Consider the following 17480-nt stretch of genomic DNA (forward strand, 5'->3'; position numbering starts at 1 on the left):
TATAAAATGAGTGACATAATTAATGACACGAAAACAAAGATGAAAAAATCAATTGATAGTCTTTCAAGAGAGTTAGCTAATATTAGTGCTGGTAGAGCAAATTCAAACCTTTTAAACGGTGTTACTGTTGATTATTATGGAGCACCAACACCTATTCAACAATTAGCTAGTATCAATGTACCAGAAGCTCGTCTTTTAGTCATTTCACCATACGACAAAACATCAGTGGCTAATATTGAAAAAGCAATTAATGCAGCAAACTTAGGCGTAAACCCATCTAGTGATGGTGAGGTCATTCGTATAAGTGTGCCTGCATTAACAGAAGAACGTCGTAAAGAGCTTGTAAAAGAAGTTAAAAAAATTGGTGAAGATTCTAAAGTTGCAGTTAGAAATGTACGCCGTGATTCGAATGACGAACTTAAAAAGCAAGAGAAAAACGGTGACATCACTGAAGATGACTTAAGAACTCAAACGAATGAAGTACAAAAAATAACTGACGATTCTATAAATGACATTGATAAATTATTAGAAGAAAAAGAACAAGATATTATGTCAGTATAAACATGGTAATTATGATATGTTTTTTGTGAGTAAATACTTAACATTAAGTTGTTTGGTATTGAAAATGAAGCATATTATAAATTTATCTGAACTGTATCAAATCAGACTTTGGTACAGTTTTTTTATTTGTTTATTCATTGCGCTTATCTAGTATGATAAAATGATAGATAATTGCATTTAGAAGCTAATTTAATAAGCAGAGATGATAACGCTCGGAGGAAATACCATGTTTAAAAAGCTAAACAAGAAAAAAAACCAGCCTAATGCATCCAACAATGAGTTGGATTTACATAATGTACCTAATCATATAGCAATTATTATGGATGGCAATGGACGCTGGGCTAAACAAAGAAAATTGCCTAGAATCAAAGGCCATTATCAAGGTATGCAAACGATTAAAAAAATAACTAAAGAAGCTAGTGATTTAGGTATTAAATATTTAACGTTGTATGCATTTTCAACTGAAAATTGGACAAGACCTAAAAATGAAGTCAATTATATCATGAACTTGCCGGTTAACTTTTTAAAAACCTTTTTACCTGAATTAATAGAAAATAATGTTAAAGTAGAAACGATTGGTTTTTTAAATGATTTACCAACTGCAACACTTGAAGCGATTAATAAGGCAAAAGAACAGACCAAAGCAAACACAGGATTAAAATTAATTTTTGCAATTAACTATGGTGGACGTGCTGAAATTGTCCATAGTGTAAAATCAATTTATGAAAAATTATCTTCAGAAGGCTTATCCAGTGATCATATTACAGAGCAATTGATTAACGAACATTTAATGACCCACGATTATCCTGATCCAGACCTTTTAATTAGAACCTCAGGTGAGCAACGAATTAGTAACTTTCTTATCTGGCAAGTATCTTACAGTGAATTTATATTCAATGAAAAATTTTGGCCAGATTTTGACAAAGAAGAATTAATAAACTGTATTAAAATTTATCAATCTCGTCAAAGACGTTTTGGGGGATTATAAATAGTTAGGAGAATAGTATGAAAGTTAGAACTTTAACAGCAATAATAGCACTTATTGTTTTTCTACCTGTATTGTTAAAGGGTGGCCTTGTACTAATGCTTTTTTCTTATTTATTAGCATTTATAGGTCTCAAAGAATTGTTGAATATGAATATGATAAAGTTCCTATCCATCCCAGGAATTATAAGTGCATTAGGAATATTAATTATTATGATACCGCAAGAAGCAGGTACATGGGTAAACGATTTACAATTAAAATCTTTAATAGCAATGAGTTTTATTTTACTCAGTTATACAGTACTTTCTAAAAATAGATTTAGTTTTATGGATGCTGCCTTTTGTTTAATGTCTATAGCTTATGTAGGGATAGGCTTCATGTATCTATATGAAACTAGATCAGAAGGATTACATTACATACTTTTAGCTTTCTTAATTGTGTGGTCTACAGATACTGGCGCGTATATTTTTGGTAGATTAATGGGTAAACATAAATTATGGCCTGTCATCAGTCCCAATAAAACAATTGAAGGATTTATTGGCGGCATTATTTGTAGTTTGATAGTTCCGCTTGTAATGATGATGTTTATAGATTTTGATATTGCAATATGGTTACTACTGTTATGTACGGTTATTTTAAGTATGTTTGGTCAGTTAGGAGACTTAGTAGAGTCAGGCTTTAAACGTCATTTTGGTGTGAAGGATTCTGGACGCATTTTACCTGGTCACGGTGGTATATTAGATCGATTTGATAGTTTTATGTTTGTATTACCATTATTAAACATATTCTTAATATAAGTGATTTTAAGGTAAACGAAGTGCCAATAAAATTGTATAATTGAACAATAAAAGGAGTTATGAATTTAAATGTCGATGAGAAATCATATGAAACATTTAAGTTTTTAACTCCTTTTCATAAGTTTTTAAAATATGTAAGAGATTTTAAGTGTTAAGTCATGATAATTTTTTCTACTGTATAAAGTTACGTGTATCAGCTAGTATTGTTATGTTATAATTTTATAATCAAAAGCATTAAATTAGCTTATATATTATAGCAATATAAAAATAATGGAACAATCTTACGGAAAATATGAGGTGTATCAATTTGAGTTTTCTAGTGACAATTATTTCTTTTATAATCGTATTTGGTGTTCTTGTAACAGTTCATGAATACGGTCATATGTTTTTTGCAAAAAGAGCTGGCATTATGTGTCCAGAATTTGCAATTGGAATGGGGCCGAAAATTTTTAGTTTCAGAAAAAATGAAACTTTATATACCATTCGTTTATTGCCTGTTGGAGGATATGTAAGAATGGCAGGTGACGGGTTGGAGGAACCACCCGTTCAACCAGGTATGCATGTAAAGATAAAATTAAATGATAAAGATGAAATCACACATATCATTTTAGATGATCAACATAAGTTCCAACAAATTGAAGCAATGGAAGTTAAGCAATGTGATTTTAAAGAAGATTTATACATTGAAGGTGTAACTGCATATGATCAGCAAAGACATCATTATCAAATTGCTGACAAAGCCTATTTTGTTGAGAATGGTAGTTTAATTCAAATAGCTCCCAAAAACCGACAATTCACACACAAAAAGCCTTATCAAAAATTCTTAACACTGTTTGCTGGCCCATTATTTAACTTTTTACTTACATTAGTATTATTTATTGGCTTAGCTTATTATCAAGGTACACCAACAAATACAGTTGATAAAGTGGCGCAAGATAGCCCAGCAGCACACGCAGGCTTAAAAACAGGTGATACTATCATGAAAATTGCTGACAAATCTATCAATAGTAAATCTGATATAGATCAAGCAATATCACAGGTTAAAGACAAAAAGACACAAATTAAAGTAGAACGAGATGGTAAAACAGAAACCTTGCAAGTAAAACCAAAAAAATATGAACAAAAAGTAACTAAAACACATTCAGAAACTAAATATTTGTTAGGTTATACTGCTTCTACTGAACATACGGTATTTAAACCGATTACTGAAGGCGTAAAGCAAACAATTGTAGCTGGAAAACTGATATTTACCGCGATTTTAAGCATGATTGCGAGCATTTTCACCGGTCAATTTTCATTTGATATGTTAAATGGTCCAGTCGGTATCTATCATACAGTTGACTCTGTTGTTAAAACAGGTATTATTAATTTGATTTCTTGGACAGCTTTACTAAGCGTCAATTTAGGTTTAATGAATTTATTACCAGTCCCAGCACTTGATGGCGGACGAATCTTATTTGTAATATATGAAGCGATTTTCAGAAAACCATTAAACAAAAAAGCAGAAACGACAATTATTGCAATTGGTGCAGTATTTGTATTAATTGTAATGGTCTTAGTGACGTGGAATGACATTCAACGTTATTTCTTATAAAAGGAGAGCATGTAAATGAAACAATCTAAAGTATTTATACCAACGATGAAAGAAGTACCTGCAGCAGCTGAAGCTTTGAGTCATAGACTTTTGTTAAAAGCAGGATTAATCAAACAAAGTACGAGTGGCATTTATAGCTATTTACCGTTAGCTGCTAAAGTTTTGAATAACATTGAAAGTATTGTAAGACAAGAAATGGAACGTATCGACGCTGTGGAAATTTTAATGCCAGCGTTACAAAAAGCAGAACTATGGGAAGAATCCGGCCGTTGGAGTGCATATGGTCCAGAATTGATGCGTTTGAAAGACAGACATGGTCGTGAGTTTGCACTTGGACCAACACATGAAGAACTTATAACATCTGTAATCAGAGATGAACTTAAATCATATAAACAATTACCACTTACTTTATTCCAAATACAATCTAAATTTAGAGATGAAAAACGCCCGCGCTTTGGATTGTTACGTGGTCGTGAATTTATTATGAAAGATGCATATTCATTTCATGCTGATGAGGCTTCATTAGATGAAACATACCAAGATATGTATCACGCATATGATCGCATATTTAAACGTGTTGGAATAAATGCGCGACCAGTAGTTGCAGATTCAGGTGCTATTGGTGGCAGTCATACACATGAATTTATGGCTTTAAGTGAAATTGGTGAAGACACAATAGTTTATAGTGAAAATAGTGATTATGCAGCTAATATTGAAAAAGCTGAGGTTGTATATCATCCTAACGAAAAGCATGATGAGGTAGCGTCATTAACAAAAATAGAAACACCTCAAGTACATACAGCACAAGCATTAGCAACATTTTTAGAAAAACCACTGGATGAAATCACAAAATCCATGGTATTTAATGTTGATGGTGAATTTATTATGGTACTTGTACGTGGTCACCATGAAATTAATGATGTGAAATTAAAAGCGTTCTTTGGTACGGATCACATCGAATTAGCTACAGAAGATGAAATTAAAAATTTATTAGGTGCATCTCCTGGTTCACTTGGACCTATTTTCGATAAAAATATTAAAGTATATGCAGATAATTTTATAAAAGATTTAAATAATATTGTTGTAGGTGCTAATGAAGATGGTTACCATTTATTGAATGCAAATGTAGGGCGTGACTTTGAAATAGAAGCTTATGGAGACTTTAGATTTATTTTAGAAGGAGAGCCTTTAGCTGATGGATCAGGTGATGCTAAATTTGCCGAAGGAATTGAAGTTGGGCAAGTATTTAAACTTGGTACTAAATATTCTGAAGCAATGAATGCAACATTCCTGGATAATCAAGGTAAAGCTAAACCTTTATTAATGGGATGTTATGGTATAGGTATTTCTAGGACTTTAAGTGCGATTGTTGAGCAAAATAATGATGAAAATGGTATTATATGGCCGAAATCAGTAACGCCATTTGATTTACATTTAATTACAATCAATCCTAAAAAAGAAGAACAACGTGAATTGGCTGATCAATTATATAAACAATTAAAAGAAACATATGATGTACTTTATGATGACCGTAAAGAACGTGCAGGTGTTAAATTTAATGATGCCGATTTAATAGGATTACCAATTAGAGTAGTAGTTGGTAAAAATGCTGCTGAAGGTATCGTAGAAGTTAAACGACGTGATACAGGTGAAAGTGAAGATGTTCAAATTGATAACTTAAATAGTTATATTAATGATTTATACCTAAGTATATAAGTCAACAGTCAACTTAAAAAAGTGATTGCTCTCATATACGTTGCTAAAATTAAGATGTAAGTTAAAGCATTAATACGCATATACTTTATATAAATGCATATCATTGCTAAAAGTATTAGATGAATCTTTTAGTTCAACCTGTACTTTAATGTTTGATCACCTTTAATTAGTGAGCGGGAAAGCGAAATCGAATGAATCATGTTTGATTTCATTCCCGCTCTTATTTATGATTAGAAACCATATTGTAAAAATAGTAAAGTTTAAGTATTAGAAATTAAAGGTTTTACGTTATAAGATAGATAATGTACAAAATACATACGCGACAGTTAAAGAAATTATATGAATTAGTAACGTAGTGTAATTAATAGTAAGGTGGTTATCGTCATGTCAATGACAAATCAAGAAAAATTCAAGATCTTAGCTGATCAAATTAAAATTGCAGATCATTTGGATCCAGAAATTTTAGCACAAAGTGAATTAACGCGTGTAGATGTTAAAACAACGGATCGTACCTGGGTATTTCAGATAACATTTCCATATTTTTTACCATTTGAAGACTATCTGTTATTTATGAATGCAATTACTGAAGAATTTAAAACAATCGCTAAAGTCGATTGTAATTTTACAATCACAAATAAAGCGAATCAAGATGAATATGCATTGAAATACTTTAGTTATTGTATTGACCAAACAAAATTATCACCTAAAGTAAAAGGTCAGCTTAAGCAAAAACGCTTAATTATGTCAGGGGATGTGCTCAAAGTCATGTGTCAGAATGATATAGAGCGAGATCATTTTGACAAAGCGTGCAATGGAAGTTTGATTAAAGCATTTCAACAATGTGGTTTTGCAATCAGTAGTATCATTTTTGAAACAGACCATACATCAAATGGAGACGACTTGGCATCGTTAGAAGCACACATTCAACAAGAAGATGAGCAAAGTGCACGTGAAGCCACTGAAAAGTTAGAAAAGATGCGTGCTGAAAAAGCTAAACAACAAGATAATAATGAAAGTACTGTAGCTAAATGTCAAATTGGAAAACCAATTCAAATAGAAAATGTAAAACCTATTGAATCGATTATTGAAGAAGAATTTAAAGTTGCAGTTGAAGGTGTTATCTTTGATATTAATTTAAAAGAATTGAAAAGTGGACGCCATATAGTAGAACTAAAAGTTACAGACTATACAGACTCCTTAGTATTGAAAATGTTCACTAGAAAAAATAAAGATGATTTAGCTCATTTTAAAGCTCTCAGTGTCGGTAAATGGGTTCGAGCACAAGGTAGAATAGAAGAAGATATATTCGTACGTGATTTAGTCATGATGATGTCTGATATAGAAGAAATAAAAAAAGCAGTTAAACAAGATAAAGCAGACGAAAAACGCGTAGAATTTCACTTGCATTCGTCCATGAGTCAGATGGACGGCATTCCAAATATAAGTGCATATGTAGAACAAGCAGCTAAATGGGGTCACAAAGCTATTGCAATTACTGATCATAATGTGGTTCAAGCATTTCCAGATGCGCATGCTGCAGCAGAAAAAAATGATATCAAAATGATTTATGGCATGGAAGGCATGTTAGTCGATGATGGTGTGCCCATAGCGTATAAGCCTCAAGATATTGATTTAAAAACTGCAACATATGTTGTTTTTGACGTTGAAACAACAGGTTTATCTAATCAGTATGATAAAATTATCGAACTCGCAGCTGTAAAAGTACAAGAAGGAGAAATTATTGATAAGTTTGAACGTTTTAGTAACCCACATGAACGTTTATCTGAAACAATCAAGAATTTAACGCATATCACAGACGATATGCTCGTCAATGCACCTGAAATTGAAACTGTTTTAACCGAGTTTAAAGCGTGGGTCGGTGACGCGATATTTGTAGCACATAATGCATCATTTGATATGGGGTTCATTGATACCGGTTATGAAAAAACTGGTCTAGGCGCATCAACTAACGGTGTGATAGATACACTTGAACTTTCTAGAACCATCAACACTGAATATGGAAAACATGGTCTGAACTTTTTAGCTAAAAAATATGGTGTAGATTTAACACAACATCACAGAGCGATTTATGATACTGAAGCAACAGCTTATATTTTTATAAAGATGTTAAAACAATTAGAAGAAGCAGAAGTTTATAATCATCAAGATATTAATAAGTCTTTATCAAATGAAGATGCTTATAAGCGTGCTCGCCCAAATCACGTAACACTTATTGTGCAAAATCAACAGGGCTTAAAGAACTTATTTAAAATAGTAAGTGCATCTTTAGTTAAATATTATTATAGAACACCTAGGATTCCACGTTCACTTTTAGATGAATATCGAGAAGGTATTCTTGTTGGTTCCGCATGTGATGAAGGTGAAGTATTTACTGCAGTAATGCAAAAAGACCAATCTCAAGTGGAAAGAATAGCAAAATACTATGATTTTATTGAAGTACAACCACCTGCATTATACCAAGATTTAATAGATAGAGAATTGGTGAGAGATAATGAAACATTACATGAAATTTATCAACGCCTCATCCAAGCTGGAGATGTGAATGATATACCTGTTATTGCAACAGGAAACGCGCATTATCTAAATGAACATGATGGTATTGCACGTAAAATTTTAATAACATCACAGCCAGGTAACCCGTTAAATCGTAGTACTTTACCTGAGGCACACTTTAGAACTACGGATGAAATGTTAGATGAGTTACATTTCTTAGGTGAAGCAAAAGCACATGAATTAGTTGTGAAAAATACAAATGACTTAGCAGACCGTATCGAACGCGTAGTTCCGATAAAGGATGAATTGTATACGCCCCGCATGGAAGGTGCTAATGATGAAATACGAGATATGAGTTATGCTAACGCCAGAGCATTGTATGGTGAAGATTTACCACAAATTGTAATTGACCGATTAGAGAAAGAGCTTGAAAGTATCATTGGGAATGGTTTTTCTGTGATATATTTAATTTCACAAAGACTGGTTAAAAAATCATTAGATGACGGTTATCTAGTTGGATCACGTGGCTCTGTAGGTTCGAGTTTTGTAGCAACAATGACTGAAATTACAGAAGTTAACCCATTACCTCCACATTATATTTGTCCAGAATGTAAAGAAAGTGAGTTCTTTAACGATGGATCCGTTGGTTCTGGTTTTGATTTACCAGATAAAAAATGTGCCACATGTGGATGTGATTTAATTAAAGAAGGCCAGGATATTCCTTTTGAAACTTTCTTAGGTTTTAAAGGTGATAAGGTTCCTGATATCGACTTGAACTTTAGTGGTGAATATCAACCACAAGCTCATAATTATACAAAAGAATTATTTGGTGAAGATAAAGTCTTTCGTGCAGGTACAATTGGTACGGTGGCTGAAAAAACAGCTTTCGGTTTTGTGAAAGGATTTTTAAACGATCAAGGTATTCACAAAAGAGGCGCTGAAGTTGATAGACTCGTAAAAGGTTGTACTGGTGTAAAACGTACAACAGGACAACACCCTGGAGGCATCATCGTTGTACCAGATTATATGGATATCTATGATTTTACACCTGTTCAATTTCCGGCAGATGATCAATCATCGGCTTGGATGACGACTCATTTTGATTTCCATTCAATACATGATAACGTTTTGAAACTGGATATATTAGGACATGATGATCCGACGATGATTCGTATGTTGCAGGATTTATCAGGTATTGATCCTAAAACGATACCTGTTGATGATAAGGAAACTATGGGTATTTTTAGTTCGCCAGAACCTTTAGGTGTAACTTCAGAACAAATTTTATGTAAAACTGGAACATTTGGTGTGCCAGAATTCGGTACAGGATTTGTGCGCCAAATGTTAGAAGATACCAAGCCAACTACATTTTCAGAGTTAGTAAGAATATCTGGATTATCACATGGTACGGATGTTTGGCTAGGTAACGCACAAGATTTAATACGCTCAGGAACTTGTGATTTATCAAGTGTTATTTGTTGTCGTGATGATATTATGGTTTATTTAATGTATAACGGTTTAGAGCCTTCACTCGCCTTCAAGACAATGGAATTTGTACGTAAAGGTAAAGGGCTAACTGACGATATGGTTGAAGCAATGGTAGACAATGAAGTGCCAGATTGGTATTTAGATTCATGTAGAAAAATTAAATACATGTTCCCTAAAGCCCATGCGGCAGCATATGTATTGATGGCAGTACGTATTGCGTATTTCAAAGTTCATTATCCACTTTATTATTATGCAAGTTACTTTACGGTACGTGCATCTGATTTTGATTTAATTTCAATGATTAAGGATAAAGAAAGTATTCGAAATACAGTAAACGATATGTATTCTCGTTATATGGATTTAGCAAAAAAAGAAAAAGATACATTAACCGTATTAGAAATCATGAACGAAATGGCGCAACGCGGTTATCGTATGCAACCAATTAGTTTAGAGAAAAGTAAAGCATTTGATTTTATCATTGAAGATGATAGTTTGATTCCGCCATTTATCGCTGTTCCTGGATTAGGTGAAAACGTCGCACAACGTATCGTTGAAGCACGTGAAGAAGGACCGTTTTTATCAAAAGAAGATTTAAATAAAAAAGCTGGATTGTCACAAAAAGTCATCGAGTATTTAGATGAACTTGGTTCATTACCTAACTTGCCAGATAAAGCACAATTATCAATATTTGATATGTAATCGAACAATATATTGGTAGGCATGGAATAAAAAATGTTAAATGTATAAAATTTTGATATTAGTTATTGTCATACTATATGAAAATATATAGTTGTTTGTATAGGAAATAAACATATGGTATAATAATGTTGCTTAAAAAATTAGACTCAGGCAGGAAGAGTGGGCGTTATACCCGCTCTTTTCTATTTGCCAAAAAAGGAGGTCAGTATGAGTAAAGTAACTGAGCAAGTTGAATCAATTATTCAACCCGTCCTTAACGACTTAAATTTTGAATTAGTTGAAGTCGAATACACAAAAGAAGGAAAAGATTACTTCTTAAGAGTATCCATTGATAAAGAAGGTGGCGTCGATTTAAACGATTGTGCCTTAGCTTCTGAAAAGATTAGTGAAATTATGGATGAAGAAGATCCTATTCAAGAAATGTATTATTTAGATGTAGCTTCTCCAGGTGCTGAAAGACCTATAAAAAAAGAAAAAGATTTCCAAAATGCTGTTACAAAACCAATATACGTTTCTTTATATGCGCCAATTGAAGGTGGAAAAGAATGGTTAGGTATCTTAAAAGAAGTAACAAGTGAAACGATTATTATGGAAGTAAAAGAAAAGTCAAAGAAGAAACAAGTTGAAATTCCAAGAAATAAAATCGCTAAAGCACGTCATGCTGTAATGCTTTAATGTGATGAGGAGGATGATAAGTCGTGTCAAGTAATGAATTATTATTAGCAACTGAATATTTAGAAAAAGAAAAAAAGATTCCAAGAGAAGTATTAATTGATGCAATTGAAGCAGCGCTAATTACTGCATATAAAAAGAACTATGACAGTGCAAGAAGTGTACGCGTTGAGTTAAACATGGATGAAGGTACATTTCATGTAATTGCTCGTAAACAAGTCGTAGAAGAAGTAATGGATAATAGAGAAGAAATCGACTTAAGTACAGCGCTAGTTAAAAACCCAGCATATGAAGTTGGTGATATATACGAAGAAGATGTAACACCAAGTGACTTTGGGCGTGTAGGTGCACAAGCTGCGAAACAAGCAGTAATGCAGCGTTTACGTGATGCTGAACGTGAAATATTATATGATGAATTTATCGATAAAGAAGATGATATTGTTAATGGTCTTATTGATAGAGTAGATCACCGCTATGTTTATGTTAATTTAGGACGTACAGAAGCTGTATTATCTGAGGCTGAAAGAAGCCCTAATGATAGTTATATTCCTAATGAAAGAATTAGAGTGTATGTCAATAAAGTAGAGCAAACGACAAAAGGACCGCAAATTTACGTTTCTCGTAGCCATCCAGGATTACTCAAACGTTTATTTGAACAAGAAGTACCAGAGATTTTTGACGGTACAGTCATTGTAAAATCTGTGGCACGTGAAGCAGGAGACCGCTCTAAAATCAGTGTTCATTCAGATAACCCAGATATCGATGCAGTAGGTGCATGTGTGGGTGCTAAAGGTTCTCGTGTTGAAGCGGTTGTAGAAGAATTAGGTGGCGAAAAAATTGACATTGTTCAATGGAATGAAGATCCGAAGGTCTTTGTTAAAAATGCTTTAAGTCCATCTCAAGTACTACAAGTGATTGTTGATGAAGCAAACCAATCAACTATTGTAGTTGTGCCTGATTATCAATTATCATTAGCGATTGGTAAGCGTGGACAAAACGCACGTTTAGCTGCGAAATTAACTGGTTGGAAAATTGATATTAAATCAGAAAGTGATGCTAGAGCTGAAGGTGTTTATCCGACAGACGAAGCACTAGAAATAGAAGAAGATGAAAATATTGAACAGGATACAAACATTGATTTGGAAGATGTGAATATTGAAACGCATGACTTAAAAACGGATGATGAAACAGATAGCATAGATGAAGATGACGCTGAAAAATAATTTGGAGTGAGCTTTTATGAAAAAGAAAAAAATTCCAATGCGTAAATGTATACTTTCAAATGAAATGCATCCAAAAAAAGATATGATTCGAGTTGTTATTAATAAAGAAGGCGAAATTTTTGCTGATGCTACAGGAAAACAACAAGGTCGTGGTGCATATGTATCAAAAGATGTTAAATTAGTAGAAGATGCACAAAAACAAGGTGTATTAGAAAAATACTTTAAAGTTGATGCAGAAACTCTAGATCCTGTATATAAGGAAATTATACGTCTTATTTATCGCGAAGAGATACCTAAATGACTATAGAGAAAATCGTAAATTTTTTAGGTTTAGCAATGCGTGCTGGAAAAGTAAAAACAGGTGAATCGGTCATTTTAAATGACATTAAGAAAAATAGGTTAAAGCTCGTAATTATTGCAACTGATGCTTCTGAAAATACAAAGACAAAGTTTCAGAGCAAGTGTGAAAGTTACCATATATCATTTCGCATATTTGGAACAAGAGCTGAATTAGGACAAGCTTTAGGTAAAGCAGAACGAGTTAACATTGGAATCACTGATCAAGGCTTTGCTAAAAAGTTAGTGTCAATGATAGATGAATATCGTAAGGAGTGACTATATGAGTAAAATAAGAATTTACGAATACGCCAAAGATTTAAAATTAAAAAGTAAAGATATTATAGATGAGTTAAAGAAAATGGACGTTGAGGTAACGAGCCATATGCAAACGTTAGAAGATGACCAAATCAAGGCATTAGATAAGGTTTATAAACCAGAGAAATCGAATGCATCAGAAAATAAACAACAAGGTCAAAATCAACAAAAACCATCAAATAACAAGTCTAATGCTAATAAAAAAGATAATAATCAAAACAACAAAAATAACCACAAAAATAACAACAAAAATAAGAAAAACAGCAAAAATAACAACAAAAATAAACAAACTAAACAAGAAGAACCAAAAGAAATACCTTCACACATCACTTATCAAGAAGGTATCACAGTTGGAGAACTTGCTGAAAAAATCAATGTTGATTCTTCAGAAATAATTAAAAAGTTATTCTTATTAGGCATCATGGCTAATATTAATCAAGCATTAGATGATGAAACTTTAGAATTAATTGCTGATGATTATGGTGTTGAAGTTGAAAAAGAAGTTGTTGTTGATGAAGAAGATTTATCAATTTACTTTGATGATGAATCTGAAGATGAAGATGCAGTAGAAAGACCAGCAGTTGTTACTATTATGGGACACGTTGATCATGGTAAAACAACGTTATTGGATTCTATCCGTCACACACAAGTAACAGCAGGTGAAGCTGGTGGTATTACACAACATATCGGTGCTTATCAAATTGAAAATGATGGCAAAAAAATCACTTTCCTTGATACACCAGGACATGCTGCATTCACAACAATGCGTGCACGTGGTGCGCAAGTAACTGATATTACAATTTTAGTTGTAGCAGCAGATGATGGTGTAATGCCTCAAACGATAGAAGCAATCAACCATGCCAAAGAAGCGAACGTACCAACGATTGTAGCAGTCAATAAAGTTGATAAACCAACTGCTAACCCTGATCGAGTAATGCAAGAATTGACAGAATACGGTTTAATTCCAGAAGACTGGGGTGGCGATACAATTTTCGTACCGCTTTCTGCTTTAAGTGGCGATGGTATAGAAGATTTAATAGAAATGATTGTGCTTACATCTGAAATTCAAGAACTAAAAGCAAATCCTTCTAAAAAAGCAGTAGGTACAGTGATAGAAGCAGAATTAGATAAGTCACGTGGTCCATCTGCATCACTTCTAGTGCAAAATGGTACACTGCATGTTGGAGATGCTTTGGTTGTTGGTAATACGTATGGTAGAATTCGTGCGATGGTTAATGATTTAGGACAAAGAATTAAATCTGCAGAACCGTCTACGCCTGTTGAAATCACAGGTATTCATGATGTACCACAAGCTGGGGATCGTTTTGTTGTGTTTAAAGATGAGAAACAAGCAAGACGTATTGGTGAAGCACGTCATGAAGCTAATGTTTTACAACAACGTCAAGAAAGTAAGAGCGTTTCACTAGATAATTTATTTGAACAAATGAAACAAGGTGAAATGAAAGATTTAAATGTCATTATTAAAGGTGATGTTCAAGGTTCTGTCGAAGCACTTGCAGCTTCACTAATGAAAATTGAAGTAGAAGGCGTTAATGTTCGCATAATTCATACTGCAGTAGGTGCGATTAATGAATCTGATGTAACTTTAGCGAATGCGTCAAATGGTATCATCATCGGCTTTAACGTAAGACCGGATACTGGTGCCAAACGTGCAGCCGAAACAGAAGGTGTAGATATGAGATTACACCGTGTTATTTATAGTGTTATTGAAGAAATAGAAGCTGCAATGAAAGGCTTACTAGATCCAGAATATGAAGAACAAGTGATTGGCCAAGCAGAAGTGCGTCAAACATTTAAAGTTTCAAAAGTGGGTACAATAGCTGGTAGTTATGTCACAGATGGTAAGATTACGAGAAATGCGGGTGTCCGTGTTATCAGAGATGGTATCGTCCAATTTGAAGGTGAACTGGACACATTAAAACGTTATAAAGACGATGCAAAAGAAGTAGCTCAAGGCTATGAATGTGGTATCACGATTGAAAAATATAACGACCTAAAAGAAGGCGACATAATAGAAGCTTTCGAAATGGTTGAAATTAAAAGATAAAGACAGTTATCTTAAGAAAATACAAAAATTTTAAACCGTAGGCTAATTTATCATGTTAGCTTACGGTTTTTTTATTTTAAATATGTTATCTTTTGGGTAAGAGAAGGTGTGGCTTTGAAGCATTTGAAAAAATTGTTTATTTTTATAATTTAATATAATGTTTTGTTTTAAGTGCATAGTTACTTGTAAAATTAGCCATTTATTAAGCATTGTAAACCAGTTAAAAATTTTTTAGTAAAATTGCTTGTTATTTCAATATGGACACTAACTGTCTATGTACTTAATTAAACTTAGCATAAATAGGAGGTTATAAGTGATGAGTGAATATTTAAAAGAAATAAATGAATTTTGGCAAGAATACTTGGATCAATATAACTCTATTTATGATTTAGAAACTTTAAATGAAATCAGAGAAAGACATGACATGACTGCTTTTCTACACCCTCAAGATTTAGCATATTTAAAAAGAAATTTTGGTGAAGATTTTAGTAACATACCAAGATTTAAAAAGTTGATTGATTTTGCAAATGGAAAAGTAAAAATCAATAAGCATAGACAACGAATTGTCCAAAATGAAGCAGAATTAAGTCCAGCCATAGCAAGACCGTATTTTGGAAATCCTGAAAGAGCAGATATTGTAATATTGAAAAAAAAGGCGGAAAATGATTTTATAATTAATGATCCTACCTTACCAGATGATATGGTAGTACATTACCGTAATAGAATATTGCAAGACATACAAGGTAAATTGAATTTAAACGGTCATAAGGTATTTATTCCTTATATAGATCATCATTGTTGGTTTAAGAAATATATATATAGTAACGGATCCATTTTGAAGCAATTCAATATTAATCCCAATAGAGTGATGGTTATGAATTTCTTTCCATATCAAACTGGTCATACAGCAGGTATACCAAAAGATTTTTTAACATTTAACCATTATCTACCGTCACAAGTTATGAATTTTGAACTCTTACTAAAAATTATAAATGATGATAAGCGTCGAATTTATATTGTTAGTGAAGAAGAACTCTTTATTTCAATCTTTAAAAATTTTACTAATAGTGATTTACATCAATATCTTGTTGACAATTTGTTTGTGCTTTCATCTAAACAGAATAGACATATTACAGCATGTAATGTATTGAGTTATAAAGAGCATATTAGACGTTTAAAAAAGAAAGAGTCATTGAATAAAATAGATTATTATAAGTGGAATCAGCAACAAAAGAAAGAGCGAGAGCTAGGGAATTCAGATTTTATAAGAAAGCTTAAAGCTATTCAATATAAAGAAGCATTACCGCGTTAGTAAAATTGAACTGACTAAAAAGGTAACTTTCATTTCAAATGATATGAAAGTTACCTTTAATATGTAGTTAAATATGATAATGCTTGAATAATGATTTGATTTGATTTTTAAAATCTTCTACATAATGATCTGGTTTTAATAAAATGATTTCTTGTGGATATTCATATGCTAAATTTAGGCATTCGTTTTTTGAGATTATGAGTTCTGCTTCAATAAATGCTTCATTATTTTGTGAATTTAGTACTATAAATTGCCGTTGAATTTGTTCCCATATGGAAGGGAGAAATTTCATGATGACTGTTGGAACTTGCAGAAAGATGTTTTCATCAAATGCTTCATCATATTGCTCGATATCATGTATTGAGTTTAAATCTTGTGTAAAAATTTCGTGTTGATATATATAAGTAATCCAATATTTATTTTTGAAATATCTTGTGTATACCGGTACGACTTTATACGTTTGATTGTCAACATCATTTAGCAATATAATCTGTTTGTTTTGTATAGCAAGTTGAATTTTATAAATAAGTGTTGATTCTGTTAATTCGTGATTGATTGTAAATTGATTAAGTAATGTATTAGATAAAAATTTTTCAGCTAGATTCGAATTACTGTTTAGCCCTCTAATTAAATTGTAGGTATCGATATGAATGTGAGGTGTGAAATTTTTCATCCTAAATAGCAAGTTAAGTAACCGATTATTTTTAAATTTATAGCGATCTATACTAATGCGATGTCGGCCTATATTATTTTCATAAACAATCCTTGCATTTAGCCCTTCCCATTCATGGTCTTCATATAAAAAGTTATTTATATCACTAAAATCTCGTTGTATGGACCTTACATTAACGTTTAATTGTTGTGCAAGTTCTTCTTTGCTTAATTTTTTCCGTTAAATAGACGAGTGAAAATATAAAGTAGTCTTTCTGATTTATCCAAGTATACACGCTCCTTATCATTTCAATAGAAAAATTCATTTTTTATTAGTTTGAATTATAGCATGATACTTTCTATAATGTGTAAAACATTATAAAATAAATTAAAAACTTAAATGATATTAAAGTAGTGATTTTTTATAAAATTAAACTTAGTTTTTCATAAATGATCATTGTATTTAAAAAACAAAAATGTAATAAAGTTTCATTTTATAACACTTTGGAAATATAATTGTGCCTAACTGTTATGAAATCATGTTTA

13 protein-coding genes are annotated in these 17480 nt (G+C 32.3%); 12 read left to right on the forward strand and 1 reads right to left on the reverse strand.

Annotation, left to right across the window (positions count from 1 at the left end):
* Positions 1-6 precede the first annotated feature (6 nt).
* The 12 genes from frr (at position 7) to CD150_RS03260 (ending at position 16283) form a co-directional block, all read left to right on the forward strand.
* A complete protein-coding gene (frr, locus tag CD150_RS03205) occupies positions 7-561 on the forward strand; it encodes a ribosome recycling factor (protein ID WP_046208636.1) in 555 nt (184 codons plus the stop codon).
* Between the two features lie 226 nt (positions 562-787).
* Positions 788-1549, forward strand: coding sequence for an undecaprenyl pyrophosphate synthase (gene uppS, locus CD150_RS03210; RefSeq protein WP_070658430.1), 762 nt, complete (start codon positions 788-790; stop codon positions 1547-1549).
* A 17-nt stretch (positions 1550-1566) separates the two neighbouring features.
* A complete protein-coding gene (locus tag CD150_RS03215) occupies positions 1567-2343 on the forward strand; it encodes a phosphatidate cytidylyltransferase (protein ID WP_064209034.1) in 777 nt (258 codons plus the stop codon).
* Between the two features lie 307 nt (positions 2344-2650).
* Complete coding sequence (rseP, locus tag CD150_RS03220) at positions 2651-3937, forward strand: RIP metalloprotease RseP (protein WP_073342283.1); 1287 nt, start codon at positions 2651-2653, stop codon at positions 3935-3937.
* A gap of 15 nt (positions 3938-3952) precedes the next feature.
* Positions 3953-5653: a proline--tRNA ligase gene (locus tag CD150_RS03225; protein ID WP_073342281.1), complete on the forward strand. Its 1701-nt coding sequence runs from the start codon at positions 3953-3955 to the stop codon at positions 5651-5653.
* A 384-nt stretch (positions 5654-6037) separates the two neighbouring features.
* The gene (locus tag CD150_RS03230) at positions 6038-10354 is read left to right on the forward strand and encodes a PolC-type DNA polymerase III (RefSeq protein ID WP_103161339.1); all 4317 of its coding nucleotides are present in this window, start codon (positions 6038-6040) and stop codon (positions 10352-10354) included.
* 207 nt (positions 10355-10561) lie between these two features.
* Positions 10562-11029 carry a ribosome maturation factor RimP gene (gene rimP / locus CD150_RS03235; RefSeq protein WP_046208630.1) on the forward strand — a complete coding sequence of 156 codons (468 nt, stop codon included), beginning with the start codon at positions 10562-10564 and terminating at the stop codon, positions 11027-11029.
* A gap of 23 nt (positions 11030-11052) precedes the next feature.
* Positions 11053-12249, forward strand: coding sequence for a transcription termination factor NusA (gene nusA, locus CD150_RS03240; RefSeq protein ID WP_046208629.1), 1197 nt, complete (start codon positions 11053-11055; stop codon positions 12247-12249).
* Between the two features lie 16 nt (positions 12250-12265).
* Positions 12266-12550: an RNase P modulator RnpM gene (rnpM, locus tag CD150_RS03245; RefSeq protein ID WP_046208628.1), complete on the forward strand. Its 285-nt coding sequence runs from the start codon at positions 12266-12268 to the stop codon at positions 12548-12550.
* Entirely contained in the window at positions 12547-12864 is a 318-nt protein-coding gene (locus CD150_RS03250) for a L7Ae/L30e/S12e/Gadd45 family ribosomal protein (RefSeq protein ID WP_046208627.1), read from the forward strand. The genes rnpM and CD150_RS03250 overlap by 4 nt, the downstream gene beginning before the upstream one ends.
* A 4-nt stretch (positions 12865-12868) precedes the next feature.
* Complete coding sequence (infB, locus tag CD150_RS03255; RefSeq protein WP_073342275.1) at positions 12869-14971, forward strand: translation initiation factor IF-2; 2103 nt, start codon at positions 12869-12871, stop codon at positions 14969-14971.
* Between the two features lie 316 nt (positions 14972-15287).
* Positions 15288-16283 carry a hypothetical protein gene (locus CD150_RS03260; protein ID WP_225309919.1) on the forward strand — a complete coding sequence of 332 codons (996 nt, stop codon included), beginning with the start codon at positions 15288-15290 and terminating at the stop codon, positions 16281-16283.
* 67 nt (positions 16284-16350) lie between these two features.
* Here CD150_RS03260 and CD150_RS03265 read toward each other — a convergent pair whose 3' ends face one another.
* Entirely contained in the window at positions 16351-16956 is a 606-nt protein-coding gene (locus CD150_RS03265; RefSeq protein WP_240621211.1) for a hypothetical protein, read from the reverse strand.
* Between the last annotated feature and the right edge of the window lie 524 nt (positions 16957-17480).

The organism is Staphylococcus ureilyticus (genome assembly GCF_002902235.1).
Lineage (GTDB): Bacteria > Bacillota > Bacilli > Staphylococcales > Staphylococcaceae > Staphylococcus > Staphylococcus ureilyticus.

Bases quoted from the DNA above. Each gene is read 5' to 3' on its own strand.
- CD150_RS03230 (WP_103161339.1), top strand. From the start codon at position 6,038: ATGTCAATGACAAATCAAGAAAAATTCAAGATCTTAGCTGATCAAATT.
- uppS (WP_070658430.1), top strand. From the start codon at position 788: ATGTTTAAAAAGCTAAACAAGAAAAAAAACCAGCCTAATGCATCCAAC.
- CD150_RS03225 (WP_073342281.1), top strand. From the start codon at position 3,953: ATGAAACAATCTAAAGTATTTATACCAACGATGAAAGAAGTACCTGCA.
- rnpM (WP_046208628.1), top strand. From the start codon at position 12,266: ATGAAAAAGAAAAAAATTCCAATGCGTAAATGTATACTTTCAAATGAA.
- CD150_RS03260 (WP_225309919.1), top strand. From the start codon at position 15,288: ATGAGTGAATATTTAAAAGAAATAAATGAATTTTGGCAAGAATACTTG.
- CD150_RS03265 (WP_240621211.1), bottom strand. From the start codon at position 16,956: ATGAAAAATTTCACACCTCACATTCATATCGATACCTACAATTTAATT.
- CD150_RS03250 (WP_046208627.1), top strand. From the start codon at position 12,547: ATGACTATAGAGAAAATCGTAAATTTTTTAGGTTTAGCAATGCGTGCT.
- infB (WP_073342275.1), top strand. From the start codon at position 12,869: ATGAGTAAAATAAGAATTTACGAATACGCCAAAGATTTAAAATTAAAA.
- rimP (WP_046208630.1), top strand. From the start codon at position 10,562: ATGAGTAAAGTAACTGAGCAAGTTGAATCAATTATTCAACCCGTCCTT.
- CD150_RS03215 (WP_064209034.1), top strand. From the start codon at position 1,567: ATGAAAGTTAGAACTTTAACAGCAATAATAGCACTTATTGTTTTTCTA.
- frr (WP_046208636.1), top strand. From the start codon at position 7: ATGAGTGACATAATTAATGACACGAAAACAAAGATGAAAAAATCAATT.